The sequence below is a fragment of the Brenneria uluponensis genome, from assembly GCF_032395385.1.
Taxonomy (GTDB): Bacteria; Pseudomonadota; Gammaproteobacteria; order Enterobacterales; family Enterobacteriaceae; genus Prodigiosinella; species Prodigiosinella aquatilis.
Map to the genome: position 1 here is coordinate 712,855 of NZ_CP135917.1, position 25,967 is coordinate 738,821.

Genomic DNA, 25,967 nt, shown 5'->3' on the forward strand with positions numbered 1-25,967 from the left:
GCATATAACGCTGTCACACAACTCTCTCTTTTATCACCCTGTATACAGCGTCATTTCACAATTGGAATGTAATCTTTATTTTGAAGAGGCGAATATGAATAACAATATTTTCAGATTCACTGTAGCGGCGGTAGTTATCTCTTCTTCACTGGCAGTGACCAGTGCTCTGGCAGCAGATGTCCAAATCGGGGTGGTGTTGCCCCTGAGTGGTGCGTTAAGTGGTTATGGTCAGCCTTCCCTGAAGGGCGCTGAACTGATTAATGGCATGGAACCTAAACTGAAGAATGGTGACACCATCAAGCTGGTAGTCATCGATGACAAGAGTGACAAAATAGAAGCGGCCAACGCCATGCAGCGTCTGGTGTCCAGCGATAAGGTGGATGCGGTAATTGGCGAAGTGACCTCCACCAACACGATGGCAATGACTAAAATGGCGGAGGATACCAAAACGCCGATGGTTTCTCCCACTGCCACCAACGATCGCGTCACGCGTGGTAAAAAATACGTCAGTCGCGTTTGTTTTTCAGACAGTTTTCAGGGCGTAGTGGGGGCGAACCTGGCCAGTCGTGACCTGAAAGCCAAAACAGCGGCCATCATGTTTGACAACAGCAATGATTACTCGGTGGGGTTGGCAAAGGCATTCCGTACCCAGTTCCTGAAAAATGGTGGCACTATCCCGATTGAGGTGCAGGCACCCGGTGGCAGTAAGGATTTCAAGGCTCAGCTTTCCACCATTAAATCGCATCATGTCGATGTGATCTATATGCCCATTTACTATACCGAAGGTGCATTGATTGCATTGCAGTCTAAACAATTGGGGCTGAAAGTTCCGGTGATCGGTGGGGATGGCCTGGCCGCAGACCCCGTGTTCTTCAAAATGGGAAAGGATGCGGTGAATGGCTGGATGACCACCGACTACTACTCACCAAACGCGAAAGAGCAGACGCCGGATGGAAAGCAATTCATCAAGGCATGGACCGATAAATATCATGAACCGACCCACACCTGGGGGGCGATGACAGCGGACGCCTATAAGATGATCATCGCGGCGATGAACAAATGTAGCGACCCGCACGACCGTGTCTGTGTGAACAAGAATATCCGCGCGACCAGTAACTTCACCGGTATTACCGGCACACTGACGTTGAAAAATGGCGATGCCATCCGCGATGCGGTAATCAATGAAGTAAAAGACGGACAGCTGGCTTACAAAACGGTTGTGCATCCCTAACCCTCAGGCATAAAGGATTGCATGATGGATTTTGCCGTTTTTTTGCAGCAGGTGGTCAATGGCATGAGTTTGGGCAGTATGTATGCGTTGATCGCCATCGGTTATACCATGGTGTATGGCGTACTGCGGCTGATTAACTTTGCCCATGCCGACATTATGATGGTTGGGGCCTACATGACCCTGTTCGCTTTCACTTCCTTCGGGCTGCCCTTTGGGGCAGCTGTTATTTTTGCCATTCTGATCTCGGCTCTACTGGGGATTGTCATCGATCAGATTGCGTATCGTCCGCTTCGGCAGGCATCAAAGATTTCGATGTTGATCACCGCCATCGGCGTCAGTTTCTTCCTGGAAAATTTGTTCAACGTGGTGTTTGGTGGCAGTCCGCGTTTTTTTGATGCGCCGCCTTTCTTTGGCCAGACGGTCAAACTGGGCCGTATCGTCGTGACCAATGTGGCCTGGATTGTACCGTTGGTCACGTTGCTGCTACTGGCGATCATTCTGTTCATTCTCTATCGCACCCGTCAGGGTATGGCGATCCGTGCAGTGGCGTTTGATGTAAACACAGTGCGGCTGATGGGCATTGATGCTAACCAGATTATTGCGTTCGTGTTTGCTCTGGGCAGTGGGCTGGCGGCACTGGGTGGGGTGTTTTATGCCATCAGTTACCCGACCATCGATCCGCTAATGGGGGTGTTGATCGGGCTGAAAGCCTTCGCCGCCGCGGTACTGGGTGGGATAGGCAGTGTTACCGGCGCGGTGATTGGGGGGTTTATCCTTGGTTTTACGGAAGTGGTGGCCGTGGCTGTTTTTCCGGAGCTAGGGGGGTACAAGGACGCCTTTGCATTTATGTTTTTGATTCTGGTGCTGCTGTTCAGGCCAGTAGGCATTATGGGTGATGAACGACTGGAAAGGAGCCGTTTCTGATGAGAATGCCACAGAATTCCTCCGCGCTATTATTGGGGTATATTGTCGTATTTGCGCTGACCTTTCTGGCGCTCTCTCTGCTACAGACGGTGTTTGGTGACTACATCGTCCGTATTTTCTGTAATATCTTTATTTTCATGATACTGGCGGTCAGCTATAACCTGATCAACGGCGTCACCGGGCAGTTGTCGCTGGAGCCAAATGGGTTTGTGGCAATAGGCGCTTATATCACCGCATTGCTGCTACTGAGTCCGAATGCCAAAACAGATATGTTTGAAATGGCAGCGCCGAGCCCGTTCATTCTGGCGTTGCACGCGTCGTTTTTACCTGCGCTGATTATCAGTGGTATCTGTTCTTCGGTGGTAGGAATCTGTCTCTCTTTTCCGGTATTCCGGGTGCGGGGCGACTATCTGGCTATCGTCACGTTGGGATTCGGTTTCATTATCAAAATTTTTGCCATCAATAATCCTCAGATTACCAATGGTGCAATAGGGCTGAACGAGATCCCCCAGGTGAGCCATATCCTTTACTGGTGCGGTTTTATCGCACTGGTGGCGGTATTGTTTATTCTGCAACTGGTGTATTCCAAGTATGGCCGGGCGATGAAAGCGGTACGTGACGATGAGGATGCGGCCATCGCCATGGGTATTAATACGTTTAAAATCAAAACCTGCGCTTTTGCCACCAGCGCTTTTTTCGAGGGTATCGGCGGCGGGTTGCTGGCTTCGTTACTGACGATTATCTCCCCCGATCTGTTTGACTTCATGCTGACGTTCCAACTGCTGATCATCATTGTGCTTGGTGGGTTGGGTAGCACCACTGGCGCGATTCTGGGCACTATCATTGTGGTGGGCAGTGGTGAGTGGTTACGTTTTCTTGACCAGCCGCTCACACTCTTCGGGCAGGATTTTGGGTCGCACCCAGGACTGCGGATGGTGGTGTTCTCACTGGTGTTGCTGGTGATTATGCTGTTTGCCCGCGAGGGTTTGCTGGGTAAACAGGAAATCTGGGAAATTCGCAGGAGGCGCCAGAATGGAAAATAATCCACTACTCCGTGTTGATAATGTCACCATGCAGTTCGGTGGACTGCGTGCCATCGATGACGTGAGTTTCAGTATCAATTCGGCGGAAATCTTTGGTCTTATCGGTCCTAACGGCGCAGGTAAAACTACGTTATTCAACGTGATTACCGCCAACTATAAACCCACCCTCGGCACCGTCATGCTGGGACAACAAAGGCTCGCCGGACTGAAGCCCAATCAGGTAGTGAATCGGGGGATAGCTCGTACTTTCCAGAATATCCGGCTGTTTCCCTCCATGACTGTGGTGGAAAACGTGCTGATCGGTCTTGACCGATTTATTCATTACTCTTTTCTGGAAGCGGTATTGCGGTTGGGGCGGTTTTTTCATGCCGAACGACAGGCGCGGGAAAAAGTAATGGCACTGCTGGATTATATTGGTATTGCTGAATATGCCGATTCGCTGTCCACCAATTTGAGTTACGGTAATCAGCGTAAAGTGGAGATCGCCCGTGCGTTGGCGACATCGCCCAAACTGTTGTTACTGGATGAACCTGCGGCGGGCATGAACCCCAGAGAGACGGCGGAGTTGGCGCAGTTGATTTTCAGGATGCGTGCGGACTATGGGTTGACGGTGTTGTTGATCGAACACGATATGTCGTTCGTCAATACACTGTGTGAGCGAGTAATGGTGCTGGATTATGGCAAAGCGCTGTTCAATGGTACGCCGCAGGAAGCGGTGAATAATCCGGAGGTGATCGCCGCCTATCTGGGAGACATTGATTATGCTTAAAGCCAACGATCTTCAGGTGTTCTATGGTTTGATCCAGGGACTCAAAGGCATCAATATTGAGGTTAACAACAGCGAAATTGTCACGTTGATTGGCAGTAACGGGGCCGGTAAAACCTCTACGCTTAATGGCATCATCAATTTGGTGAAATCGACGGGGGTGGTGACTTTTCTCAACGATGATATCTCCCACAGCCCGACACACCAGATTGTGCGCAAAGGACTGGCGCTGGTGCCGGAAGGACGCAAGGTTTTTACCAATCTGACGATTGAGGAAAATCTGCGTATGGGAGCATATAACAACCCAGTCAATTTTAGTTATCTGCGGGACAAGATGTACGCGATGTTTCCACGATTGAAAGAGCGTAGTAGCCAGATGGCGGGCACCATGAGCGGTGGTGAGCAGCAGATGCTGGCGATAGCTCGTGCGCTGATGAGTGAGCCGGTACTGCTGATGCTGGATGAGCCGAGTCTCGGTCTGGCGCCCAAGGTGGTGGGAGAACTGTTCTCCACCATCAAGCAATTGCAGAGCGAAGGAATTACTGTTTTGCTGGTAGAGCAGAATGCTACTGCGGCGCTGAAAATTGCCGACCGGGCTTATGTGCTGGAGAACGGTCATATTGTGCTGCACGGACAAGCCCAGGAGATACTCGCCAATCCGGAAGTGAAACGAATGTATCTGGGAGGATAACTGTCCCCATTTTTCTATCTCTCTTTCCCCATCTGCGGGTCCGCTATACCCACTGATGGGGAAATTCTATTATCTGCCATTTCCATATCGTCCTCTGCTATTATCCTACTATCTTTGTTTATAAAAGTGCGGATATATAGCGATTTATGGAAGTTTGGCTGGAACATCTGATTACACAGTCGTTGGCGTATTCGTTAATGGCTGTCTTGCTGGTCGCTTTTCTGGAATCTTTGGCGCTGGTGGGTCTGTTGCTTCCTGGCACGCTGATGATGGCGTCGCTGGGCGCGCTGATTGGCAGCGGTAAAATGGCGCTCTACCCCGCATGGGGAATGGGGATTATTGGTTGCCTGTTGGGGGATTGGATCTCCTATTTTATCGGCTGGCATTTCAGGGAACGGTTGCATCGCTGGTCTTTCCTGCAAAAACATCAGGCTTATCTCTATCGCACAGAAAAGACCTTGCATCAGCACCATATTGCTACTGTGCTGATAGGGCGTTTTATTGGGCCAACGCGGCCACTGATCCCGATGATCGCCGGCATGCTGGAGCTGGCGCCCCAGCGTTTTGCGTTACCCAATATTATTGGTTGTCTCACCTGGCCGCCGGTTTACCTGATGCCGGGGATCTTGGCAGGGGTCGCGATTGATATTCCACACGAAGCAAACAGTAGTAGTTTCAAATGGCTACTGCTGATTACTGCTATTCTGGTGTGGGGTGCAGGTTGGTTGTTGTGGCAGTGGTGGCGCGCCAGTTGCGTCGACTACAGCAATAACGTCTTTACGCTGCAACGTCTGCGCTGGTTTACGCCACTGACAACGGCAGTTGCCGTTGTCAGTCTGGTAAAGTTGTGGATGCATCCGCTGATGCCGGTTTACCGCCACCTATTGTGGCAAATCCTGACGAGTTGATTAGCGGTAAAACTCTGCCACCTGATCGAAAATCCCGCATTCGTTACCGTGGCGGCGTACCTGCAATACGTCTTCGAGTTTTTCCACTTGGCTTATCATCTGTGACAATCGTTGGTCTTCTTGCACCAATAACCAGATGCGGCTCTGTTTGCCACCTGGTAGTGGCATACACATAATCCCTTCCACATTATAGGCGCGACGGGCAAATAGCCCGCAGACGTGGGACATCACACCTGGATGGTTGTGTACCGCAACTTCCAGGGTAACCTGGGTTGAAGTTGATGGCGTTTGCATGGTTTTAATCTCCAATCATCTCAATATTGGCGGCACCCGGCGGTACCATCGGATAGACTTTTTCATTGACATCAATGAAGGCGTGGATCAGCGCCGGTCCCGGACGCTGTAACGCTTCCCGCAGCGCGGTTTGTGGGTCGGCGGCACTATTCAGATCACAGACAGCAAAACCGAACCCAGCGGCAATGGCCAGAAAGTTGGTTTGATAGCGATAATCGGAGGCGAAAATGCGTTTCTGATAGAACATATCCTGTTGTTGATGCACCAGTCCCAGCGATTGGTTGTTCATTAGTACAATTTTTACGTTCAGATTTTCTTCCGCGGTGGTCGCCATTTCCTGAATATTCATCATCAAACTGCCGTCACCAGAGAAACACACCACTGTACGCTGCGGCTCCGCCAATGCCGCGCCGATAGCGGCAGGCAGGCCAAATCCCATCGTTCCCAGCCCCCCGGAGGTCAGCCACTGGCGCGGGCGGCGTAATGGATAGGATTGCGCTACCCACATCTGATGCTGACCCACATCGGTGGAGATAATGGCATTGTCGTCCAGTTCCTGTGCGACGGCGCGGATTAAACCGTAGTGACTCAGCGGGTCATCACTGTTGGGCATACTGAACGGAAACTCTCGTTGCAGTGCCTGCACCGCACCACGCCAGACTTCACGTGGCTGAGATTCGATCAGCGGTAGTAACTGGTCCAACGCTTGGGCGACATCCGCGTTCAGTGCGACATGCGGCTGGCGGATTTTGCCCAGTTCAGCCGGATCGATATCAATGTGGATGATACTGGCATCCGGGCAGAATTGTTCGGCTTTACCGATGGCGCGATCGTCAAACCGAGCTCCCAGCACAATTAACAAATCTGCCTGCTGTAGAATCAGATTGGTTGATCGGGCTGCATGCATGCCCAGCATACCCAATGATAGCGGATGGTCTACCGGTATGGCCCCCAGCGCCATCAAGGTCATGGTGGTGGGTAGATTGGAACGTTCGGCCAGTTGACGCGCTTGTCGGTGTGCTGCGGCGCTGATAATGCCGCCTCCCAGATAAAGCACCGGACGTTGCGCGGCGTTAATCATCGCTGCTGCCTGACGGATAGACTGAGGATTGACGTCCGGCGGTGTATCGTTGGCACGAATGGCGGGCAATTCTGCCAACTCAATACTGGCAGTCTGCACATCTTTGGGAATATCTACCCACACCGGGCCTGGTCGTCCTGATTGCGCAATGCGAAAGGCATCTTCAATGACGCGAGGCAACTCGTTGATATCCCGCACCAGATAGTTGTGCTTGGTTACCGGAATGGAGATGCCATAGGTATCTACTTCCTGAAACGCGTCCGTACCAATCATGCTGGAAGAGACCTGACCTGTAATGCATACCAGCGGAATGGAATCGAGTTTGGCATCGGCAATGGCGGTCAGCAGGTTGGTGGCACCTGGGCCGCTGGAAGCCATACAAACCGCAGCTTTACCACTGGCGCGAGCCATGCCTTGAGCAATAAATCCGGCCCCTTGTTCATGGCGGGCCAGTACGTGACGGATAATGTTACTTTGCCCCAACGCATCGTATAACGGCAATGCGGCACCACCGGGAATGCCGGTTACTGTGGTGATGCCTCGCTGTTCCAGCAGACGGATGATCAGCTCAGCTCCTGTATAACGCATAGTCATATCCTTTATCAGAGCCGGTGCAGGGAAAGAGCGGGGAGGGTGGATATAAGAAACCCCGCTCGGCTTGCGCCGGCGGGGTTTGGGAATCTTTTCTGGATTCGGAACCCGTTACGGCGCGCTGCCGACCACGACCACCACGCGCACGACGACGACCGCGTCATACGCGGTGCTTAGTAGAGCGAAAGTGGAGGAAGTGTGTTTCACGGAGAACCTTATGGTTAATTACTAATGAACGGATTTATATAAACATAGCCGGTGAAAAATAAACACTACCCCGATGAGGGAAATACACAAAAACCGGTTGTGGATCACATTTATTTATTTTCACGAAGGGAAATACCCAGAATTCGTGCCGCTTCCGTTGTGCCCTGCTGCAAATCACGCGTTGGGCCGTCATAGTAAATATGTCCATCCACCACCAGCGCTGTGCGTGAGGCGATGCGGGCCGCGTCTTCCAGATTATGAGAAACCATCAGCAGAGTGAGTTGCCGTTCACTACACACGGTATCCAGTAGTTCCAGCATTTCATAGCGTAATGCCGGGTCCAGTGCGGAAAAGGGTTCATCCAACAGCAAGATCGGTTGCCGGCGGATCAGGCAACGGGCCAGCGCGGCACGTTGCCGCTGACCACCGGAAACCTGCGATGGAAGTCGGTCCAGCATCGGTGTCAGTCCAACCTGTTGTACGATATGGCGCAGGATTTCCTGTTGTTGTGCATTCAGTTTCAGACCGGGATTGAGGCCCAGCGCGATGTTTTGTTTCAGTGAGAGGTGGGGGAACAGATTATTTTCCTGAAACAGAATCGAGACCGGCCGTTTAGCCGGTGGCGTGGTGCGGTGATCCTGGCCGTTCAATCGTAGCTGGCCGCTGTCTGCCATCAGAAAACCGGCAATCAGACTTAGCAGGGTGCTTTTGCCTGCCCCACTGGGGCCCAGGATAGCTATCCGTTCCCCCGGTTGTACCCGGAGATCAAAGCGCATTGGCAGGTGTTGGTAGAGGTAGACAAGTTTATCGAGAATGATCATGTTGGCCCGCCAGTTTTTCAATCAGGGTGAACAGGGTAAAGCATAATAACAACAGGAGCAGGGCGGTTACCGCGCCGTCGGCACTGCGATAAGCGCCAATCTGCTGGTAAAGATAAAACGGCAAGGTGCGGAACTGTTCGTTGCCAAATAAGGCGATGACGCCAAAATCACCAATTGAGAGCACACAGGCAAAGGCCAGCGCCTGTGTGATGGGGAACTTTAATGCCCGCAGTTCGACCACTTTCAATCGTTGCCAGCCACGGATATCCAGCGATAAACACAGCTGATTAAACCGTTCTGCCACGTCATACATCGGGTTTTCCAGCACTTTCAACGCATAAGGGATTGCCATCAAGGCATTGGTCATGACGACCAGGGCGTAAGGCGACTCCGGTAATCCAAACGTATTGTTGAGCAGCAGAAAAAAGCCGGTCGCCAGCACGATACCGGGCATCGCCAGAATCAACATTCCGCTCAGATCCATCAATTGCCCGAGAAAGAGGCGCTGGCGCAACTTAAGCTCACGGCTGCTCCACAGTAACATCATGGTCAGTATGACGCATACGACTCCCGCTGCCAGCGCGATACGCAGTGAGGTGAATAGCGTTTGCCACAGTACGGGTTGCCGCAGAACCTCGAGCAGTGAAGCATTGAGTCCATCGGCGATAACGGCCAACAGCGGCGGCAACAGTAGCAGTAACGCTGCCGCAATCAACAGCGTGTCAACGCTTCGACTCAGTAAGCTATCCTGTGGATCGCGCCAGTGTTGCTGCTGGCTGTACCCCACCGGCAGCAATTTACCCAAACGCTGACTGAGCAGTACCAGGCCAAGGCAACAGACTATCTGAATGAGCGCCAGCAAGGCGGCCCGTGCTGGATCGTAGTCAAAACTCAGTGCCTGATAGATAGCCAGTTCGATGGTGGTCGCCTCTGGCCCACCGCCTAATGACAGGACAGTGGCGAAACTGGCGAAACAGAGCATAAAAATCAGCGCAGCGGCGGGCAGAATCTGGCGGCGCAACCACGGCCATTCCACCAGGTGAAAGTAATTCCAGCCACGCATGCCCAATTGGGTAGCCAATTGTCGCTGTTCGGTGGCAATACCTTCCAGTGCCTGTAACAGCAGGCGGGTCGCCAATGGCAGATTGAAAAACACGTGCGCCAGCAGAATGCCTCGCAGACCGTAGGGAGAAAAACGGTATTCAACGCCCACCAATGCCAGTAAATGCGCTAGCCATCCCTGGCGACCGTAGACGCTGAGAATGCCGAATACAGCCACCAGCACCGGCAATACTAGTGTCATGGCACACAGACGCAGTAGCCAACGATGGCCGGGAAAGCGGCGGCGATATAGCGCTCGCGCCAGGAAGATCGCCGGTACCGTCGAAAACAGGGCGGACAACAGCGCTTGCCAGAACGTGAAGCGGATGACGTGCCATAGGTAATCATCCTGCCACAGTGCGAGCCACTGGTTTGTCGGGGCCTGCTGCCACAATGCTCCAAATGCCAGTGCGGCTGCTGTAACCAGTAATGCCGTGGCCAGCAAGCCGGGCCATAGCCAACTGGGTACTAGTGGCTGACGGCGCGTAACCATGCCTGAATCCAGTTATTGCGCTGCTGTGCTACTTGCTGTGGTGTAAATTCCAGCGTGTGGGCCGGGATTGTCAGTGCGTTGTAACCTGCGGGTAATTCGGTCTTGATCACCGGGTACATCCAGTTGGTGGTGGGGATGATCTGCTGGAATGCTGGCGTCAACATAAACTGCATGAAACGTGTCGCCAACTGAGGATGTTTACTGGAAGCCAACTGACCGGCTACCTCTACTTGCAGATAATGTCCTTCACTGAAATTGGCAGCGGCGTAATTTGTTTTTTTCTCCTCGATGATGTGATACGCCGGAGATGTGGTGTAGCTCAGTACCAGATCGGCTTCGCCTTTCAGGAACAGACCATAGGCCTCACTCCAGCCTTTGGTGACGGTAACGGTTTTCGCGGCCAGTTTTTTCCATGCCTGTGGTGCCTGATCGCCGTAGACTTTCTGCATCCACAGCAGCAGACCTAAGCCTGGCGTGCTGGTCCGCGGATCTTGATAGATAACTTTCCATGGTCGAGGACTGTCGATAAGTTCATGCAGACTTTTCGGCGGGTTTTTCAGCGTATCTTTGTTGTAAACAAAGGCGAAATAGCCGTAATCGTAGGGAATGAAGGTGGTATTTTTCCAGCCGCCGGGGACGGTTAGCGCATGGGTATCAATATCCGACTGGCGGAACAATCCGGTCTGCGCGGCGGCTTGCACCAGATTATTGTCCAGCCCCAGCACGATATCAGCCTTGGTGTGTTTGCCTTCCATCCGCAGACGGTTTAACAGTGAGACGCCATCTTCCAATACCACGAATTTCAGCTCGCAGTCGCACTTCTTTTCAAATGCTTTTTTGACTGCCGGGCCGGGGCCCCATTCCGAGGCAAAGGAGTCATAGGTGTACACCGTTAGCGTTGGTTTTGCGAAAACGGGGGCGGAAATCAATAACAGACAGGACAATAATTTTTTCAACACTTTGCACTCCTGAAGTTTAGGGTGGCAAAGGTCTTTGAGTCAGCAGGAAGCACTCTCAAATCCCTCCGCCGGTGTTAACCGGATCAGGTTCGACGGGTATTTTCTCAGCGATAGAAACGACATGGCGGCAGACGGAATTTCCCCGTTTGGGCGGGAATGACAACCTGGTTGCCAGGTTCGTCAATGGCTGTCTGCCATCGGGTTTTTATCGCACCCCGTTGAGAACGGACGTATTGTAAAGACTTCGTAACATAAGGAAAAGTGCCGTGTCAGTTTTCTGGCGGCACAAACCAGGCGGATTTGAAATCAAACCATCCCAGCGTATTCATACGAATACCACGCATACTGCGTTTCCCTTGTAACTGTAGCCAGTGGTGGAACAGCGGATGAATCTGGTGGTTTATCACCCGCTTCTGGCTCCACTCCGTGGGTGACAGAGAACCTTCCCGCCAGCGTTTTGCATCCTGCGTCAAATCCTCATCCAGGCAGTGTTGTAATAAGGGGAGTTCATACAGCATGGCGAACAGGGAAAACTCCAGTGGCAGATAGAAATTGGCGCTGCCGAGCCAGATATCACTGGTACCCTTGCCTTGATACCAATCGTCATAATCGATGATTTGGACGTTTAACGTGACACCATGTTGTGCCAGCAGTTTCTGCATAATGGCACTGAGATCCTGATATTCCAGATGTTCACGGTAGAACGTTACCGTCAGTTCTCTCAGTCCCTGAGGCTTGTCCTGTAACAGGCTCAGTTGACTATGGTGCCAGCGTGGCAACAGCCCGTAAGCGGGTGACCAATTACTCTGATAAAGACTATTGGCTTGATTGAGTATGGCTACCGGGCTGAGTACCTGACATAGCCAGCGGCGCATTTCCAGTGATGACGTCAGGGAAGAGCGATGGTCGAACAGCAGAAAGTAGCACCCTTCTTCCAGCCGATTTTCCAGTTTGTCGTTCGGAGAGTCGTCGTTTTGTAACTGGACTGCACAGGAAATCACCTCAGGTGTATCCGGCAATACCCAGATACTGACTTCATCAATTAGGGCGCGGTAGCCAAAATAGTCGTCAAAGGCGGTGATTTTCAACTGACTATGACTATTGCGCACCACGGCATAGGGGCCGGTACCAATAGGCTGATGAGCAAAATCCGGCAGTGTTCGCCACTCCTGCGGCACAATCATGGCTGAAGCGCTACCCAGTAGCCACGGCAGCCAGACATCAGCGCTATGCAGTCGAACATCGATCACAAAAGGCGTGGGAGATGTGATGTTGTCGATGTGAGTAAACAAGGGCAGTGAGGTTAACCGGCTCAAAGACGTCACGATATCGTCCATGGTCATCTCGCGACCGTGGTGGAAACGGACCGCCGGGCGTAAATAAAAACGCCAGTGCAACGGCGAAATTTGCTGCCAGTGGTGGGCCAGATCCGGTTGTAGTTCCCCATTTTCCTCATTTATGTTGGTCAGTCCGCTGAAAATCTGACGGGCTATGTGCATTTCTGAACGCCGCAAGGCAGTACCAGGTAGCAGATTACGCATCGGGCGGTAATAAGCGATACGTAGTAAATGCTTGCCTTGACGGAAGCTGCGACCCAGATGTGACAACAGCATTTGTCGTAAGGTTTCCTTATCGCCCACCAGTTGCACCAACTGATCGATACGATCCTGCTCCAGCAGGTCTTCCGCCCGTTGCTGTTGCAGCGCCAGGCCAGTATAGAGGAACGTGAGTTTTGACCGTTTCCCCCGACCGACTTCAGCGTGCCAGATTAACCAACCCTGTTTTTGCATGGCACCCAGCAGGGATCGAATGTGGCGGCGTGAGCAGCTCAAAACCCCGGTTAACTCCTGCAGGGTAGTTTCAGTAGTTTGTCCCTGAAAGCATTGCCATAACCTGATGAACTGTTGTTGCAGGCGAGTGGACGACATAAAAGGGGAACTCCGCGACTGAAAGTCATCAATATATCTTTCCCTATATTACGTCGATACTTTGACTTAGTGAAAGGCTAAAAGGTATTTAGTGAAAAATCAGGAGATGGATTATGGACTCATTCCGATTGTACAGCTTCTATCAACATTACTTTTCAACCTGCAAGGCGAAATGGTGTGGTTGGTTATCTGTTCAGCAGCGGATGGATCTATTACAACAGGCCACGCAATGGAAGATTGAAACCCTTTCTGAAGAAGAGTATCGCCGCTGGTTGTGAGCCAGAGGTGTGAATGGAAATAATCTGTGTATTCTGAGTAATGGTGCATGTCACCAGCCAGCGAATTCCTTCGCTGGCTTTTTTTTATTGCTCTTTTCGGGTTATTCCACCGGTTTCAGCCGGGCGACAAAGTGACGCAATACCGGGGGTTCGTAGGTAAAGGTCAGCCCCCTGATGCTGGTGGCCCGCTCTTTCAGTGCAATCAGTGAATCGGCGATATAGTCCATGTGGTCGTTAGTATAAACCCGGCGTGGAATGGTCAAGCGTAGCAGTTCCAGCGGCGAGGGTTTCTGTTTGCCAGTATCTGGATCGCGTCCCAGCAGCAGTGACCCGATCTCAACGCTGCGAATCCCCGCTTCCAGATAAAGTTCGTTATTCAATGCCTGTGCCGGGAATTGTTCTGCCGGGATGTGCGGCAGCATTTTTCTGGCATCGACAAATACTGCATGACCACCAACCGGGTACTGAATTGGAATGCCGCCCGCTTTCAACCGTTCACCAAGGTATGTCACCTGGCCGATACGGTAAGTCAGATGGTCTTCATTCATACCTTCTTCCAGACCGATGGCCAGGGCTTCCATATCGCGTCCGGCCAATCCACCGTAGGTCACGAAACCTTCCATTGGCACGCAGCGGATACGGACATCATTAAACAAGTCCTCATCACTACGGAAACAACATAATCCGCCAATATTCACCATCGAATCTTTTTTCGCCGACATGGTCAGCATATCGCCGTACTGATACATCTCGAGGACGATCTCTTTGATGGAGCGGTTTTCATAACCCGCTTCCCGCTGTTTGATAAACCAGGCGTTTTCACAGAAACGGGCGGAGTCGATCACAACCGGAATCTGGTGCTGTTGGGCAATGCGGTATACCTCACGCATGTTTTTCATCGAAACCGGCTGGCCGCCGGAACTGTTGCAGGTGATGGTAGTGATAATCGCCACCACATTCTCCGGGCCGTGTTGTTCAATGGTGGTTTGCAGCAGATCGAGGTCAAAATCCCCTTTCCAGTCATAGTAGGTAGTGGTGTCAAAAGCTTTGGGCGTGACCACATTAATGGCTCGAGCACCGTTCAGCTCCACATGGGCGGCTGTGGTATCGAAATGGAAATTGGAAATAAAGATGGGCTTTTTGCCACCGCCCTCCCGCTGTTTTTTGGCGATAAGACAAGGAAACAGGATTTGCTCTGCGCCACGTCCCTGGTGGGTTGGGATAGTAAAGGGGTAGCCAAGTAGCGTTTTTACCTGATCGCACAAATGGTAGTAGTTGCGCGAGCCCGCATAGGCTTCATCACCCATCATCAGCCCTGCCCACTGACGGTCACTCATGGCACCGGTGCCGGAGTCGGTCAGCAGATCGATATACACATCCTCACTGCGCAACAGGAACGGGTTATAACCGGCTTCCTGCAAGGCGTTTTCACGCTCGATGCGCGTAGTCATACGGATGTTTTCTACCATTTTGATGCGAAAAGGTTCGGGAATACGTTTCATGTAATTTTTCCAGACAAATAAAAATCAGGACAACGGCATGGCAAAAATGCCAGGCATTGTTGAAAAAAATAAAAGCAGAAAGATCAGCGCGAGGCTGAATCAGGCATGAAACGGACGGGGAAAGTCGTTGGTCAGACGATAATCGATATTAAACCAGGGACGGGAATCGCCGGAGATGCTCAGGCGGTAACACCGGATGATGCGTGTCATGAGTCCTCCTTATCTCGGTGTGCAATAAGCTTACAATCTACAGCATAGGCCAGAAATAAGGTAGAAAACCGTGATCGTGATGGCAACCTGAATCTGACAGGAAACCTGCTTTTATGGGCTAATCGGTGACATTTATGGCGTACTGGAGCCAAGGTCCGCATCGAGAGTGATAAAAAAGCCCACCTTTGGTGGGCTGGGTTTGATGACAACATGCATATTGCAATGATAATGGCGAGATCGTAAAGACGCTGCGAGTACATTCTTGTCAGCGCAAAGTGCGCCATCACTGACGCGGATGCTTTACTCTCTTCTCCCGTTATCAACGCAAAAATGCAGGTTGATGCTGTTCATAATGGCTGATATCGGTTTCGTGTTGCAGCGTCAGGCCGATACTGTCCAACCCGTTAATCATGCAGTGACGGCGGAAACTATCAATCTCGAACGGGTAGTTTTTGCCGCCGGCCTGCACGGTTTGCGCTTCCAAATCCACAGTGAAGGTGATGCCTTCCTGACTTTTCACCAGTGTGAACAGATCGTCAATATCGGATTCATTCAGCGTAACCGGTAGCAGTTGGTTGTTAAATGCGTTGCCGTAAAAAATATCGGCGAAACTCGGTGCGATCACCACCTTGAAACCGTAATCGGTCAGTGCCCACGGAGCATGCTCACGAGATGAGCCACAGCCGAAGTTTTCTCGGGTCAGCAAAATACTGGCACCTTTGTAACGCGGTTTGTTCAGCACAAAATCCGGGTTAGCTTCTTTGCCTGCATCATCCAGGAAACGCCAGTCGTTAAACAGATGCTGTCCAAAACCGGTACGAGTTACTTTCTGTAAAAACTGCTTTGGAATGATGGCATCCGTGTCGACGTTGGCGGCGTCCAGCGGAACCACCAAACCAATATGTTGGGTAAATTTAGCCATGTGGCAGTCCTCTTCAGTTCAGTTCACGGATGTCGGCAAAATGACCGGCTACGGCAGCGGCAGCGGCCATGGCTGGGCTGACCAGATGAGTACGACCGCCGCGTCCCTGGCGACCTTCAAAGTTACGGTTACTGGTAGACGCACAGCGCTCGCCCGGATTCAGGCGGTCATTATTCATGGCCAGACACATGGAGCAGCCGGGCAGACGCCATTCGAAACCGGCGTCGATAAAGATCTTGTCCAGGCCTTCCTCTTCCGCCTGTGCTTTCACCGGACCGGAGCCGGGCACCACAATCGCCTGTACGCCACTAGCCACTCTACGACCTTTAGCAATCGCTGCGGCTGCACGTAAATCCTCAATGCGGGAGTTGGTGCAGGAGCCAATAAAGACCTTGTCGATAGCAACTTCTGTCAGTTTTACACCGGATTGCAGGCCCATGTAGGCCAGCGCTTTTTCTGCTGAGGCGCGTTCTACCGGATCGGTAAAGGATTCCGGTGCCGGAATAATCTGGTTCACGGCAATCACCTGACCAGGATTGGTGCCCCAGGTGACCTGTGGTGCGATATCGGCGGCGTTTAGCGTCACAACACGATCAAAGTGTGCATCGGCATCCGATTTCAGGGTACGCCAGTAAGCCACTGCGGCATCCCAGTCGCTGCCTTTCGGTGCGAACTGACGGCCTTTCAGATAGGCGAAAGTGGTTTCATCCGGTGCAACCAGACCTGCTTTGGCACCCATTTCAATCGCCATGTTACACAGTGTCATGCGGCCTTCCATGCTCAGCGCTTCGATCGCTTCACCACAGAATTCCACCACGTGGCCGGTACCACCGGCACTACCGGTTGTACCGATGATTGCCAGTACGATGTCTTTGGCGGTGATGCCCGGTGCAGCTTTACCGGTGACTTCAATCTTCATGGTTTTGGCGCGGCCCTGCTTCAGGGTTTGCGTTGCCAGTACATGCTCAACCTCAGAGGTACCGATACCAAATGCCAGTGAGCCGAACGCGCCGTGGGTGGCGGTATGCGAGTCACCGCAGACGATAGTCATACCTGGCAGCGTCATGCCCTGTTCTGGCCCGATAACATGCACGATACCTTGATAAGGGTGGTTCAGGTCATACAGCTGCACACCGAATTCGGCGCAGTTTTTAATCAGTTCCTGCATCTGAATACGAGCCATGTCACCACTGGCGTTGATATCACGCGTCTGGGTGGAGACATTGTGGTCCATGGTGGCGAAAGTCTTGCCTGGCTGGCGTACCTGACGTTTCATGGCTCGTAAACCATCAAACGCCTGGGGTGACGTCACTTCATGTACCAGATGACGGTCGATATACAGCAGCGGTGTTTCATTCGGCGCTTCGTGAACGATATGAGCATCGAACAGTTTCTGATATAAGGTTTTAGCCATGATTAAACTCCCTCGGCGACAAATCTGGCGATGGCATCGCCCATTTCATCAGTAGTTACGGCTTTACCATCACTGGCCAGATCGCCAGTGCGATAACCTTCTGCCAACGCCCGGTTCACGGCCTGATCAATGGCATCCGCAGCGTCATCTGCGTTCAGGCTGTAGCGTAACAACAAGGCGGCAGAGAGGATTTGTGCAATAGGATTGGCGATATTTTTGCCCGCAATATCCGGCGCGGAACCGCCAGCAGGTTCATACAGACCAAACCCGTTCTCGTTCAGGCTGGCCGACGGCAGCATTCCCATGGAACCGGTGATCATGGCGCACTCATCCGACAGAATGTCGCCGAACAGGTTGGAACACAACAATACATCAAACTGCGATGGATCCTTAATCAACTGCATGGTGGCGTTATCGATATACAGATGAGACAAACGTACATCCGGATAATCACGAGCGATTTCGCTAACGATTTCACGCCACAGAATGGAGCTTTGCAGCACATTGGCCTTGTCAATAGACGTTACGATACTGCGGCGTTTGCGTGCCGACTCAAACGCGATGCGAGCAATGCGCTCAATTTCAAAACGGTGATAAACCTCGGTATCGAAGGCCCGTTCATGCATCCCGCTGCCTTCGCGGCCTTTGGGCTGACCGAAATAGATACCGCCCGTCAGTTCGCGCACGCACAGAATGTCGAAGCCTTTGGCGGCGATGTCGCTACGCAGTGGGCAGAACGCTTCCAGTCCTTGATACAGTCGTGCCGGGCGCAAGTTGCTGAACAGGCGAAAGTGTTTGCGCAATGGCAGTAGTGCGCCGCGTTCAGGTTGTTCTGCTGGTGGCAGATGTTCCCATTTTGGCCCACCTACGGAACCGAACAAGATAGCGTCGGCTTGTTCACAACCGGCGATGGTGCTCTGGGGTAATGGCGTATTCTGGCGGTCAATGGCAATACCACCAACGTCGTATTCGTTGGTGGTGATGCGTAGGCCAAAACGCTGACGCACCGCATCCAGCACCTTATAGGCTTGCGCCATGACTTCCGGGCCGATGCCATCACCTGGCAAGACGGCGATATGGTAATTCTTGGTCATCACACTGTTTCCTGACTGTTGTTGTGTTGCTGTAAACGTTGAACTTCTTTTTCGACCAGTTGTGCACGCTTAATGTTGTTTAATACGTTAACCATGGCATTAGCCGAGGACTCAACGATATCCGTTGCCAGACCAACGCCATGGAAACGGCGACCCTGATATTCCACGACGATATCTACCTGCCCCAGCGCATCCTTCCCTTGTCCCTTGGCGGACAATTGATATTTGACCAGCGTAATCGAATAACCGGTGATGCGGTAAATTGCCTGATAGACGGCATCTACCGGGCCGTTACCGGTAGCGGCTTCGGATTTGATGTCATCACCACACGCCAATTTAACCGAGGCGGTTGCCATCACGCTGGAGCCAGATTGCACGCTGAAATAATCCAGATGATAAAATTCGGAGGTTTCCTGCTGGCTGTTAATAAAGGCCAGTGCCTCCAGGTCATAGTCGAACACCTGGCCTTTTTTGTCGGCCAGTTTCAGGAATGCGGTGTACAGTTTGTCCATATCGTAGTCACCGTCTTTGTAACCCATCTCTTCCATGCGGTGTTTCACGGCAGCTCGACCGGAACGCGAGGTCAGATTCAACTGGACTTCTTTCAGACCAATCGACTCCGGCGTCATGATTTCGTAGTTTTCACGATTCTTCAACACACCATCCTGATGAATGCCGGAAGAGTGTGCGAATGCATTGGCACCCACCACCGCTTTGTTAGCCGGAATGGGCATGTTACAAATCTGGCTGACTATCTGACTGGTACGATAAATTTCTTGATGATTGATATTGGTGTGGACTTTCAGGATGTCCGGGCGGGTTTTAATCGCCATGATGACTTCTTCCAGTGCACAGTTACCCGCACGTTCGCCAATACCGTTCAGCGTGCCTTCAACCTGACGTGCGCCGGCCTGTACTGCGGCAATAGAGTTACCGACAGCCATACCCAGGTCGTCGTGACAATGTACGGAGATAATTGCTTTGTCTATGTTGGGAACGCGGTTGTACAGGGTAGAGATGATGCCGCCGAATTGAATTGGGGTGGTATAACCGACGGTGTCTGGAATATTGATGGTACTAGCACCTGCATTAATGGCGGCTTCTACGATACGGCACAGGTTGTCGATTGGCGTACGTCCCGCATCTTCACAGGAAAATTCGACATCATCAGTATAATTACGCGCTCGTTTCACCGAGTGAATGGCTTTTTCTACCACCTGTTCAAAAGACATGCGCAGTTTGGATTCGATATGCAGCGTAGAGGTTGCCAGGAATATGTGGATACGGAATGCTTCTGCGACGCGCAGCGCTTCAGCGGCGACATCAATGTCTTTGTCTACACAGCGAGCTAATGCGCAGACACGGCTGTTTTTGATTTGACGGGCAATGGTCTGTACAGATTCAAAATCACCCGGAGAGGATACCGGGAAACCCACTTCCATGACGTCAATTCTCATCCTTTCCAGCGCCATCGCTATCTGGATTTTTTCCTTCACACTCAGGCTGGCCTGCAGTGCCTGTTCACCGTCACGCAACGTCGTATCAAAAATAATGACTTGCTGGCTCATCGGTCTGGTTCCTTTTGTTTCGTTTGTTTAGAGCGCCGGCGAGTAAAAAAAAAACCCGCGCATTGGCGCGGGTTTTTCAGGTGTAAGTGAAATCAGTTCTGCATTTCGCCCACCGGCATACCGCGCATAGATGCGTGTAGTAGTAGGCCTAGTAGTTGAGCGAAGTTATACATACTGATTTGTCATCCGAGTAAATTAATAAATCTCAATGTTGCCTTATTGGTACTTGATTCCCCAGATTATGTCAACCTCTGATTCTTCCCACCAGTTAAACAACGCGCGGCTTGCTGTCTCTCACCTGGTGTGTCGGCAGTGAAAAGATCTTTGAACCGTATAAGTTGCACGATAGACTGCGGATAAATCACGTAACCTGTCTGTTGTGTTTTCAGGTGCACGCATCCATGAATAACTGCCATTTACAGCCATATCATCTTGTTCACCGTATCCAACATCAAATTTCGCATCGTTCCGACCATATTGTTTTTCGTGAATGGGCTGCTGAACATGAACAACAACTGACCTGGCAGCAAGTCGGACAACATATCCAGCGGATTGCCAGTGGATTATTGGCGTTGGACATCAACGTACAGGAACGGGTAGCGATCTTTGCCCATAATTCCATCAATTGGTCGTTGGTGGATTTGGCTCTGCTGCATTTACGAGCCGTCAGTGTACCCATTTATGCCACCAACACGGCGGCACAGGCAGCATTCATCATCAATGATGCCGATATCCGCACGATTTTTGTCGGTAGTCAGGCGCAGTTCGATACGTTGCTGGGGTTGTTTGGTGACTGCCCCCAACTGCGTCATATCATTGTGATGGACAAACAGGTTAGCCTGCGTGGCTGCCAAATGGCTGTTCATCTGCATAAGTTTGAATTACAAGCGGATGAATTTGCATGGCAAACAGCGTTACAGCAACGTATTGATAGCCGTGATCTCAGCGATCTGTTTTCGTTGATCTACACTTCTGGCACAACCGGTGAACCTAAAGGCGTGATGCTGGATTATGTGAATCTGGCGACGCAGTTACGGTCACATGAGCAGCGGTTGACGGTCACCCAGGACGATGTTTCTTTGTGTTTTCTGCCGTTATCCCATGTATTTGAGCGTGTCTGGAGTTTCATCATCATGCATAGCAGCGCGCAGAATGTGTATCTCAGCGATACCAATCAAGTACGCCGGGCAATGAATGATGTGAAACCCACTGTCATGTGTGCGGTGCCGCGTTTCTATGAAAAGGTTTACAGCGGGATTCATGAACAGGTAGCGCAAGCTCCTTGGTATCGTCGAGTTTTATTTCTCTGGGCGATGGTTCAAGGCCGGCAGGTATTTTTACGGCAGCAGCGTGGAAAACGGCCCGGTATCTGGCGTAATCTGATGTATCGTTGTGCTGACCGACTGGTGTTGGGCAAACTGCGTTCACTGTTGGGCGGACAAGTCCGTTTCCTTCCGGCTGCGGGTGCTCGGTTGGACGATAATATCATCGTTTTTTTCCAGTCGATGGGTATCCGTATTGTCTATGGTTATGGCCTGACAGAAACCTGCGCCACGGTTTCCTGTTGGGAAGCCGATAATTTCTGTCTGGGTTCTGTTGGTACGCCGCTACCGGGGGTGGAAATCCGTATCGCGGAAGAAGAAAATGAAATTCAGGTGCGTGGCGCTCTTGTGATGCGTGGCTATTTCCATCGGCCAGAGGATACCGCAGCAGTGTTCACTGCGGATGGCTGGTTCAAAACCGGCGACGTCGGCCAGATTGATGAACAGGGATATCTGTTTATCACTGAGCGTCTGAAAGACATGATGAAAACCGCAGGCGGCAAGTATATCGCTCCGCAATACATTGAATGCATACTGGGTAAGGACCGGTTCATCGAACAGATCGCGGTGATTGCCGATACGCGTAAATACGTTTCTGCGTTAATTGTTCCCTGTTTTGACGTGCTTGAAGAGTACGCTCACGCTATCAATCTGAAATATCAGGATCGACTGGAGTTGCTGCGCCACACTCATATTCTGGACATGTTTGATCAGCGGCTGCAGGAGATACAGAAAGAGTTTGCTCATTTTGAGCAGGTAAAAAAATTCACGCTTCTTTCGGCACCGTTTTCCATGGAACAAGGAGAGTTGACACCTACGCTAAAACTCCGCCGCAAAGTGATACAACAGCGATATTAACTGGAAATTGATGCAATGTACACCTAGGTTCAGTGAGATCGGCGGCAATAACATCGATTGGTTATTGTTTTTCTATCAAAATTTCGCGCTGTAATTAGTGGCCATTGCAGGATATTTTTAGATTCGATGGGTACTCCCTAGCGTTTTATCTCAATGGATAATCTTTTAACAGTTTATTTACCAGAATATCTCTATCTACAGGTGTCACTTGCGGTTTGCCTGCACCATAATCTGGCGTTATGTTAACGAGTTATATCTAAAAAAATAACGTGAACGTGGGGAAATTTCCCTGCCATACGGAAGCGATTCGCTATTTGAACAAAAGAGGCAAACCCATGGAGATGTTGTCAGGCGCCGAGATGGTGGTCCGATCGTTGATCGATCAGGGCGTAAAACATGTGTTTGGCTATCCGGGCGGAGCAGTGCTGGATATCTACGACGCTTTGCATACGGTTGGTGGAATCGAGCATATTCTGGTGCGCCATGAGCAAGGCGCGGTACATATGGCTGATGGTTATGCTCGAGCTACCGGAAAAGTAGGGGTAGTGCTGGTGACATCAGGGCCGGGAGCAACCAATGCGATTACCGGTATTGCCACGGCCTACATGGATTCTATCCCTTTGGTGGTGATTTCGGGTCAGGTGGCGACGTCGCTGATTGGTTATGATGCCTTTCAGGAATGCGACATGGTAGGCATTTCTCGCCCGGTGGTGAAGCATAGTTATCTGGTCAAGCGGGCGGAGGATATTCCCACCACGCTGAAAAAGGCGTTTTATCTGGCGTCCAGTGGACGTCCAGGTCCGGTGGTGGTGGATTTGCCGAAAGACATCATGAATCTGGCGAATAAATTGCCTTATGCCTATCCGGACCATGTCAGCATGCGTTCCTATAATCCCACAGTGCAGGGGCATAAAGGCCAGATCAAGCGGGCCCTGAATACGCTGCTGGCGGCGAAAAGACCGGTGGTTTATAGCGGTGGTGGGGTGATTAACTCGGGTTGTCATCAGGAACTGCGTGAACTGGCCGAGAAGCTGAACCTGCCTGTAGCACAGTCTTTGATGGGATTGGGCGGTTTCCCGGGAACACATCGCCAGAGTTTGGGGATGTTAGGGATGCACGGTACCTATGAAGCAAACATGGCGATGCATAACGCCGATGTAATTTTTGCTGTCGGTGTGCGTTTTGACGACCGTACCACCAATAATCTGTCCAAATATTGTCCGAATGCCACCATATTGCATATTGATATCGACCCGGCTTCTATTTCAAAAACAGTCAACGCTGACATTCCTATTGTGGGTGATGCCAAGCAGGTGCTGAGTCTGATGTTGACGTTACTGGGACAGGATGGTGCTGCACAGCAAGGGTTTGATGCTCTGCGCGACTGGTGGCAGAGCATTGAGCAGTGGCGTGCCCGTCACTGCCTGAAGTACATCGAGAGTAGCGATACCATTAAACCTCAGGCGGTGATCGAAACGGTGTATCGCCTGACTGAAGGTAAGGCTTATGTGGCGTCCGACGTAGGGCAGCATCAGATGTTCGCCGCATTGTATTATCCGTTTGATTTGCCGCGCCACTGGGTCAATTCGGGTGGGCTGGGTACCATGGGGTTTGGTTTGCCTGCCGCACTGGGGATTAAGCTGGCGTTGCCGGAAGAAACTGTTATCTGTATCACTGGCGACGGCAGCATCCAGATGAACATTCAGGAGCTTTCCACCGCGCTGCAATATGATCTACCGGTGGTGGTGGTTAATCTGAACAACCGTTTCCTGGGTATGGTGAAGCAGTGGCAGGATATGATTTATTCTGGACGTCATTCCAGCTCTTACATGGAGTCTCTGCCTGATTTCGTCAAGTTGGCGGAAGCCTACGGGCATGTTGGTGTCGCCATTGATACGATTGAGGAGCTGGAACCTAAGCTGAAAGAGGCGTTGGCACATAAGAACCGGCTGGTATTTGTTGATGTCAGAGTGGATAGCAATGAGCATGTCTATCCCATGCAGATCCGTGGCGGCGGAATGGACGAAATGTGGTTAAGCAAAACGGAGAGAACCTGATGATGCGTCGGATTTTATCAGTATTACTGGAAAATGAATCGGGTGCTTTGTCGCGCGTTATCGGACTGTTTTCCCAGCGTGGCTACAATATTGAAAGCTTGACGGTGGCGCCTACTGACGATCCCACACTATCCCGCATGACTATTCAGACCGTGGGGGATGAGAAAGTGCTGGAACAGATTGAAAAGCAGCTGCATAAGCTGGTGGATGTCTTGCGCGTCAGTGAATTAGGACAAGGGGCTCATGTTGAACGTGAACTCATGCTGGTGAAACTCCAGGCGACTGGTTACGGTCGTGAGGAAGTGAAACGCAGTACGGAAATTTTCCGTGGCCAAATTGTGGATGTAACTTCCTCTCTTTATACTGTGCAACTGGCAGGTACCAGCGATAAGCTGGACGCTTTCCTGCATGCGGTGCGTGAAGTCGCAGAGATTGTCGAGGTGGCGCGCTCTGGTGTTGTTGGCGTGTCGCGTGGTGATAAGATCATGCGTTAATACGCCAGATCATATACTGATAGGTAGCAAGGGCCCGATAATAATATCGGGCCTATTAATATCATTTCTCTTCGTCTTATAGATGATAAAAACGGTTGCCCGCCAGTAGATTCTGCGGTTAGATCGGCACGATAACCTTGGTTAATCTATGGTTATCACTCTATTTTTATTTTTTATCCGACTTAATTAAGGGGTTACCGTGAAACTGGATGAAATCGCGCGTCTTGCGGGTGTTTCACGCACTACCGCCAGTTATGTGATCAACGGTAAAGCAAAACAGTATCGCGTTAGCGATAAGACCGTAGAAAAAGTCATGGCGGTGGTAAGAGAACACAATTATCATCCTAACGCTGTCGCCGCTGGTCTGCGTGCCGGGCGTACCCGTTCAATTGGATTGGTGATTCCCGATCTGGAAAATACCAGTTATACGAAGATTGCCAATTATCTGGAGCGTCAGGCTCGTCAGCGTGGTTACCAGCTGTTGATTGCCTGTTCTGAAGATCAGCCTGATAATGAAATGCGTTGTATTGAACATCTGTTACAGCGTCAGGTTGATGCCATTATCGTTTCTACGGCATTACCGCCGGAACATCCTTTCTATCAACGTTGGGCAAACAATAGCTTGCCTATTATTGCGCTGGATCGCGCTCTGGATAGAGAGCATTTCACCAGTGTGGTCGGTGCGGATATGGAAGACTCGGAAATGTTGGCTCAAGAGCTGCGCAAGATTCCGGCTAATAGCGTCATGTATTTGGGCGCGTTGCCGGAACTGTCCGTCAGTTTCCTGCGTGAACAAGGATTCCGTCAGGCTTGGGCTGATGATCCGCGTCAGGTGGACTATCTCTATGCCAACAGTTATGAGCGAAGTGCCGCCGCCGCTGTGTTTGCACAGTATTTACAGGTTCATCCTATGCCGGAGGCCCTGTTCACGACCTCTTTCCCATTGTTGCAGGGCGTGATGGATGTGACGTTGAAGAAGAGCGGTCGGCTGCCAACTAATCTGGCGATCGCTACCTTTGGTGACAATGAGTTACTGGATTTTCTTGAATGCCCGGTACTGGCTGTGGCTCAGCGACACCGTGAGGTTGCCGAACGTGTACTGGAACTGGTTCTTGCCAGCCTGGATGAACCACATAAGCCAAAACCGGGGTTGAACAGGATTCGCCGTAATCTCTATCGCCGTGGTTCTCTGAGTCGGCGTTAATATTTT

The 25,967-nt window shown here is 51.4% G+C and carries 24 protein-coding genes and 1 riboswitch; of the genes, 11 read left to right on the forward strand and 13 right to left on the reverse strand.

Going from position 1 to position 25,967, the window contains the following annotated elements; all coding sequences use genetic code 11:
• Positions 1–94 precede the first annotated feature (94 nt).
• From RS889_RS03345 to RS889_RS03370, 6 genes are all read left to right on the forward strand, one after another.
• On the forward strand, positions 95–1,231 hold the full coding sequence (locus RS889_RS03345) for an ABC transporter substrate-binding protein (RefSeq protein WP_021017165.1): 1,137 nt from the start codon (positions 95–97) through the stop codon (positions 1,229–1,231).
• Between the two features lie 24 nt (positions 1,232–1,255).
• Complete coding sequence (locus RS889_RS03350; protein WP_290183233.1) at positions 1,256–2,155, forward strand: branched-chain amino acid ABC transporter permease; 900 nt, start codon at positions 1,256–1,258, stop codon at positions 2,153–2,155.
• On the forward strand, positions 2,155–3,198 hold the full coding sequence (locus tag RS889_RS03355) for a branched-chain amino acid ABC transporter permease (RefSeq protein WP_315709280.1): 1,044 nt from the start codon (positions 2,155–2,157) through the stop codon (positions 3,196–3,198). The genes RS889_RS03350 and RS889_RS03355 overlap by 1 nt, the downstream gene beginning before the upstream one ends.
• Positions 3,188–3,967, forward strand: a complete 780-nt coding sequence (locus tag RS889_RS03360; RefSeq protein ID WP_315709281.1) for an ABC transporter ATP-binding protein — start codon at positions 3,188–3,190, stop codon at positions 3,965–3,967. Before RS889_RS03355 ends, RS889_RS03360 begins: the two co-directional genes overlap by 11 nt.
• Positions 3,960–4,655, forward strand: coding sequence for an ABC transporter ATP-binding protein (locus RS889_RS03365; protein WP_315709282.1), 696 nt, complete (start codon positions 3,960–3,962; stop codon positions 4,653–4,655). Before RS889_RS03360 ends, RS889_RS03365 begins: the two co-directional genes overlap by 8 nt.
• Positions 4,656–4,801: 146 nt before the next feature.
• Entirely contained in the window at positions 4,802–5,563 is a 762-nt protein-coding gene (locus tag RS889_RS03370; RefSeq protein WP_315709283.1) for a DedA family protein, read from the forward strand.
• Here the strand turns inward: RS889_RS03370 and ilvN (RS889_RS03375) are convergent, their stop codons facing one another.
• From ilvN (RS889_RS03375) to sgrR, 7 genes are all read right to left on the reverse strand, one after another.
• Positions 5,564–5,857 (reverse strand): acetolactate synthase small subunit, encoded by a 294-nt coding sequence (ilvN, locus tag RS889_RS03375; RefSeq protein WP_315709284.1) that lies wholly within the window; start codon positions 5,855–5,857, stop codon positions 5,564–5,566.
• A gap of 4 nt (positions 5,858–5,861) precedes the next feature.
• Positions 5,862–7,526, reverse strand: coding sequence for an acetolactate synthase large subunit (gene ilvB / locus RS889_RS03380; protein WP_021017158.1), 1,665 nt, complete (start codon positions 7,524–7,526; stop codon positions 5,862–5,864).
• Between the two features lie 114 nt (positions 7,527–7,640).
• Entirely contained in the window at positions 7,641–7,736 is a 96-nt protein-coding gene (gene ivbL / locus RS889_RS03385; RefSeq protein WP_237160210.1) for an ilvB operon leader peptide IvbL, read from the reverse strand.
• A 110-nt stretch (positions 7,737–7,846) separates the two neighbouring features.
• Positions 7,847–8,557, reverse strand: coding sequence for a thiamine ABC transporter ATP-binding protein ThiQ (gene thiQ, locus RS889_RS03390; protein ID WP_315709286.1), 711 nt, complete (start codon positions 8,555–8,557; stop codon positions 7,847–7,849).
• Positions 8,541–10,151, reverse strand: a complete 1,611-nt coding sequence (gene thiP / locus RS889_RS03395) for a thiamine/thiamine pyrophosphate ABC transporter permease ThiP (RefSeq protein WP_315709287.1) — start codon at positions 10,149–10,151, stop codon at positions 8,541–8,543. Before thiP ends, thiQ begins: the two co-directional genes overlap by 17 nt.
• The gene (gene thiB, locus RS889_RS03400; protein WP_315709288.1) at positions 10,127–11,110 is read right to left on the reverse strand and encodes a thiamine ABC transporter substrate binding subunit; all 984 of its coding nucleotides are present in this window, start codon (positions 11,108–11,110) and stop codon (positions 10,127–10,129) included. Before thiB ends, thiP begins: the two co-directional genes overlap by 25 nt.
• A gap of 42 nt (positions 11,111–11,152) precedes the next feature.
• Positions 11,153–11,338: riboswitch (TPP riboswitch) on the reverse strand.
• A 41-nt stretch (positions 11,339–11,379) separates the two neighbouring features.
• Positions 11,380–13,038 carry an HTH-type transcriptional regulator SgrR gene (sgrR, locus tag RS889_RS03405; protein WP_315709289.1) on the reverse strand — a complete coding sequence of 553 codons (1,659 nt, stop codon included), beginning with the start codon at positions 13,036–13,038 and terminating at the stop codon, positions 11,380–11,382.
• 113 nt (positions 13,039–13,151) lie between these two features.
• Here sgrR and sgrT point away from each other — a divergent pair, with 113 nt between their 5' ends.
• Positions 13,152–13,316 carry a glucose uptake inhibitor SgrT gene (gene sgrT, locus RS889_RS03410; protein ID WP_021017153.1) on the forward strand — a complete coding sequence of 55 codons (165 nt, stop codon included), beginning with the start codon at positions 13,152–13,154 and terminating at the stop codon, positions 13,314–13,316.
• Between the two features lie 101 nt (positions 13,317–13,417).
• On the opposite strand, the gene tnaA is transcribed toward sgrT, so the two are convergent.
• The 6 genes from tnaA to leuA all read right to left on the reverse strand — a co-directional run bounded on the left by tnaA (position 13,418) and on the right by leuA (position 20,026).
• Positions 13,418–14,818: a tryptophanase gene (tnaA, locus tag RS889_RS03415; RefSeq protein ID WP_021017152.1), complete on the reverse strand. Its 1,401-nt coding sequence runs from the start codon at positions 14,816–14,818 to the stop codon at positions 13,418–13,420.
• A gap of 99 nt (positions 14,819–14,917) precedes the next feature.
• Positions 14,918–15,028: a tryptophanase leader peptide gene (gene tnaC, locus RS889_RS03420; RefSeq protein WP_021017151.1), complete on the reverse strand. Its 111-nt coding sequence runs from the start codon at positions 15,026–15,028 to the stop codon at positions 14,918–14,920.
• A 319-nt stretch (positions 15,029–15,347) separates the two neighbouring features.
• Entirely contained in the window at positions 15,348–15,950 is a 603-nt protein-coding gene (leuD, locus tag RS889_RS03425) for a 3-isopropylmalate dehydratase small subunit (RefSeq protein WP_315709291.1), read from the reverse strand.
• A gap of 13 nt (positions 15,951–15,963) precedes the next feature.
• Positions 15,964–17,364 (reverse strand): 3-isopropylmalate dehydratase large subunit, encoded by a 1,401-nt coding sequence (gene leuC, locus RS889_RS03430; protein WP_315709293.1) that lies wholly within the window; start codon positions 17,362–17,364, stop codon positions 15,964–15,966.
• A gap of 2 nt (positions 17,365–17,366) precedes the next feature.
• Entirely contained in the window at positions 17,367–18,458 is a 1,092-nt protein-coding gene (gene leuB, locus RS889_RS03435; protein ID WP_315709295.1) for a 3-isopropylmalate dehydrogenase, read from the reverse strand.
• A complete protein-coding gene (gene leuA / locus RS889_RS03440) occupies positions 18,458–20,026 on the reverse strand; it encodes a 2-isopropylmalate synthase (RefSeq protein WP_315709297.1) in 1,569 nt (522 codons plus the stop codon). Before leuA ends, leuB begins: the two co-directional genes overlap by 1 nt.
• Positions 20,027–20,427: 401 nt before the next feature.
• Between leuA and RS889_RS03445 the strand changes: the two genes are divergently transcribed.
• The 4 genes from RS889_RS03445 (at position 20,428) to cra (ending at position 25,961) form a co-directional block, all read left to right on the forward strand.
• Positions 20,428–22,206 carry an AMP-dependent synthetase/ligase gene (locus tag RS889_RS03445; protein WP_315709299.1) on the forward strand — a complete coding sequence of 593 codons (1,779 nt, stop codon included), beginning with the start codon at positions 20,428–20,430 and terminating at the stop codon, positions 22,204–22,206.
• Between the two features lie 335 nt (positions 22,207–22,541).
• Positions 22,542–24,263 carry an acetolactate synthase 3 large subunit gene (gene ilvI / locus RS889_RS03450; RefSeq protein ID WP_315709301.1) on the forward strand — a complete coding sequence of 574 codons (1,722 nt, stop codon included), beginning with the start codon at positions 22,542–22,544 and terminating at the stop codon, positions 24,261–24,263.
• A 2-nt stretch (positions 24,264–24,265) separates the two neighbouring features.
• Positions 24,266–24,757 carry an acetolactate synthase small subunit gene (ilvN, locus tag RS889_RS03455; protein ID WP_315710904.1) on the forward strand — a complete coding sequence of 164 codons (492 nt, stop codon included), beginning with the start codon at positions 24,266–24,268 and terminating at the stop codon, positions 24,755–24,757.
• A 199-nt stretch (positions 24,758–24,956) separates the two neighbouring features.
• Positions 24,957–25,961, forward strand: coding sequence for a catabolite repressor/activator (gene cra, locus RS889_RS03460; protein ID WP_315709302.1), 1,005 nt, complete (start codon positions 24,957–24,959; stop codon positions 25,959–25,961).
• Positions 25,962–25,967: the final 6 nt, after the last annotated feature.

Excerpts from the sequence above, each read along its gene's own strand:
- ilvN (WP_315710904.1), top strand. The coding sequence starts at position 24,266 with ATGCGTCGGATTTTATCAGTATTACTGGAAAATGAATCGGGTGCTTTG.
- sgrR (WP_315709289.1), bottom strand. The coding sequence starts at position 13,038 with ATGTCGTCCACTCGCCTGCAACAACAGTTCATCAGGTTATGGCAATGC.
- RS889_RS03350 (WP_290183233.1), top strand. The coding sequence starts at position 1,256 with ATGGATTTTGCCGTTTTTTTGCAGCAGGTGGTCAATGGCATGAGTTTG.
- leuD (WP_315709291.1), bottom strand. The coding sequence starts at position 15,950 with ATGGCTAAATTTACCCAACATATTGGTTTGGTGGTTCCGCTGGACGCC.
- RS889_RS03445 (WP_315709299.1), top strand. The coding sequence starts at position 20,428 with ATGAATAACTGCCATTTACAGCCATATCATCTTGTTCACCGTATCCAA.
- RS889_RS03360 (WP_315709281.1), top strand. The coding sequence starts at position 3,188 with ATGGAAAATAATCCACTACTCCGTGTTGATAATGTCACCATGCAGTTC.
- ilvN (WP_315709284.1), bottom strand. The coding sequence starts at position 5,857 with ATGCAAACGCCATCAACTTCAACCCAGGTTACCCTGGAAGTTGCGGTA.
- leuC (WP_315709293.1), bottom strand. The coding sequence starts at position 17,364 with ATGGCTAAAACCTTATATCAGAAACTGTTCGATGCTCATATCGTTCAC.
- thiP (WP_315709287.1), bottom strand. The coding sequence starts at position 10,151 with ATGGTTACGCGCCGTCAGCCACTAGTACCCAGTTGGCTATGGCCCGGC.
- sgrT (WP_021017153.1), top strand. The coding sequence starts at position 13,152 with ATGGACTCATTCCGATTGTACAGCTTCTATCAACATTACTTTTCAACC.
- leuA (WP_315709297.1), bottom strand. The coding sequence starts at position 20,026 with ATGAGCCAGCAAGTCATTATTTTTGATACGACGTTGCGTGACGGTGAA.
- RS889_RS03355 (WP_315709280.1), top strand. The coding sequence starts at position 2,155 with ATGAGAATGCCACAGAATTCCTCCGCGCTATTATTGGGGTATATTGTC.
- tnaC (WP_021017151.1), bottom strand. The coding sequence starts at position 15,028 with ATGACACGCATCATCCGGTGTTACCGCCTGAGCATCTCCGGCGATTCC.
- RS889_RS03370 (WP_315709283.1), top strand. The coding sequence starts at position 4,802 with ATGGAAGTTTGGCTGGAACATCTGATTACACAGTCGTTGGCGTATTCG.
- thiQ (WP_315709286.1), bottom strand. The coding sequence starts at position 8,557 with ATGATCATTCTCGATAAACTTGTCTACCTCTACCAACACCTGCCAATG.
- ilvB (WP_021017158.1), bottom strand. The coding sequence starts at position 7,526 with ATGCGTTATACAGGAGCTGAGCTGATCATCCGTCTGCTGGAACAGCGA.
- RS889_RS03345 (WP_021017165.1), top strand. The coding sequence starts at position 95 with ATGAATAACAATATTTTCAGATTCACTGTAGCGGCGGTAGTTATCTCT.
- RS889_RS03365 (WP_315709282.1), top strand. The coding sequence starts at position 3,960 with ATGCTTAAAGCCAACGATCTTCAGGTGTTCTATGGTTTGATCCAGGGA.
- leuB (WP_315709295.1), bottom strand. The coding sequence starts at position 18,458 with ATGACCAAGAATTACCATATCGCCGTCTTGCCAGGTGATGGCATCGGC.
- ilvI (WP_315709301.1), top strand. The coding sequence starts at position 22,542 with ATGGAGATGTTGTCAGGCGCCGAGATGGTGGTCCGATCGTTGATCGAT.
- tnaA (WP_021017152.1), bottom strand. The coding sequence starts at position 14,818 with ATGAAACGTATTCCCGAACCTTTTCGCATCAAAATGGTAGAAAACATC.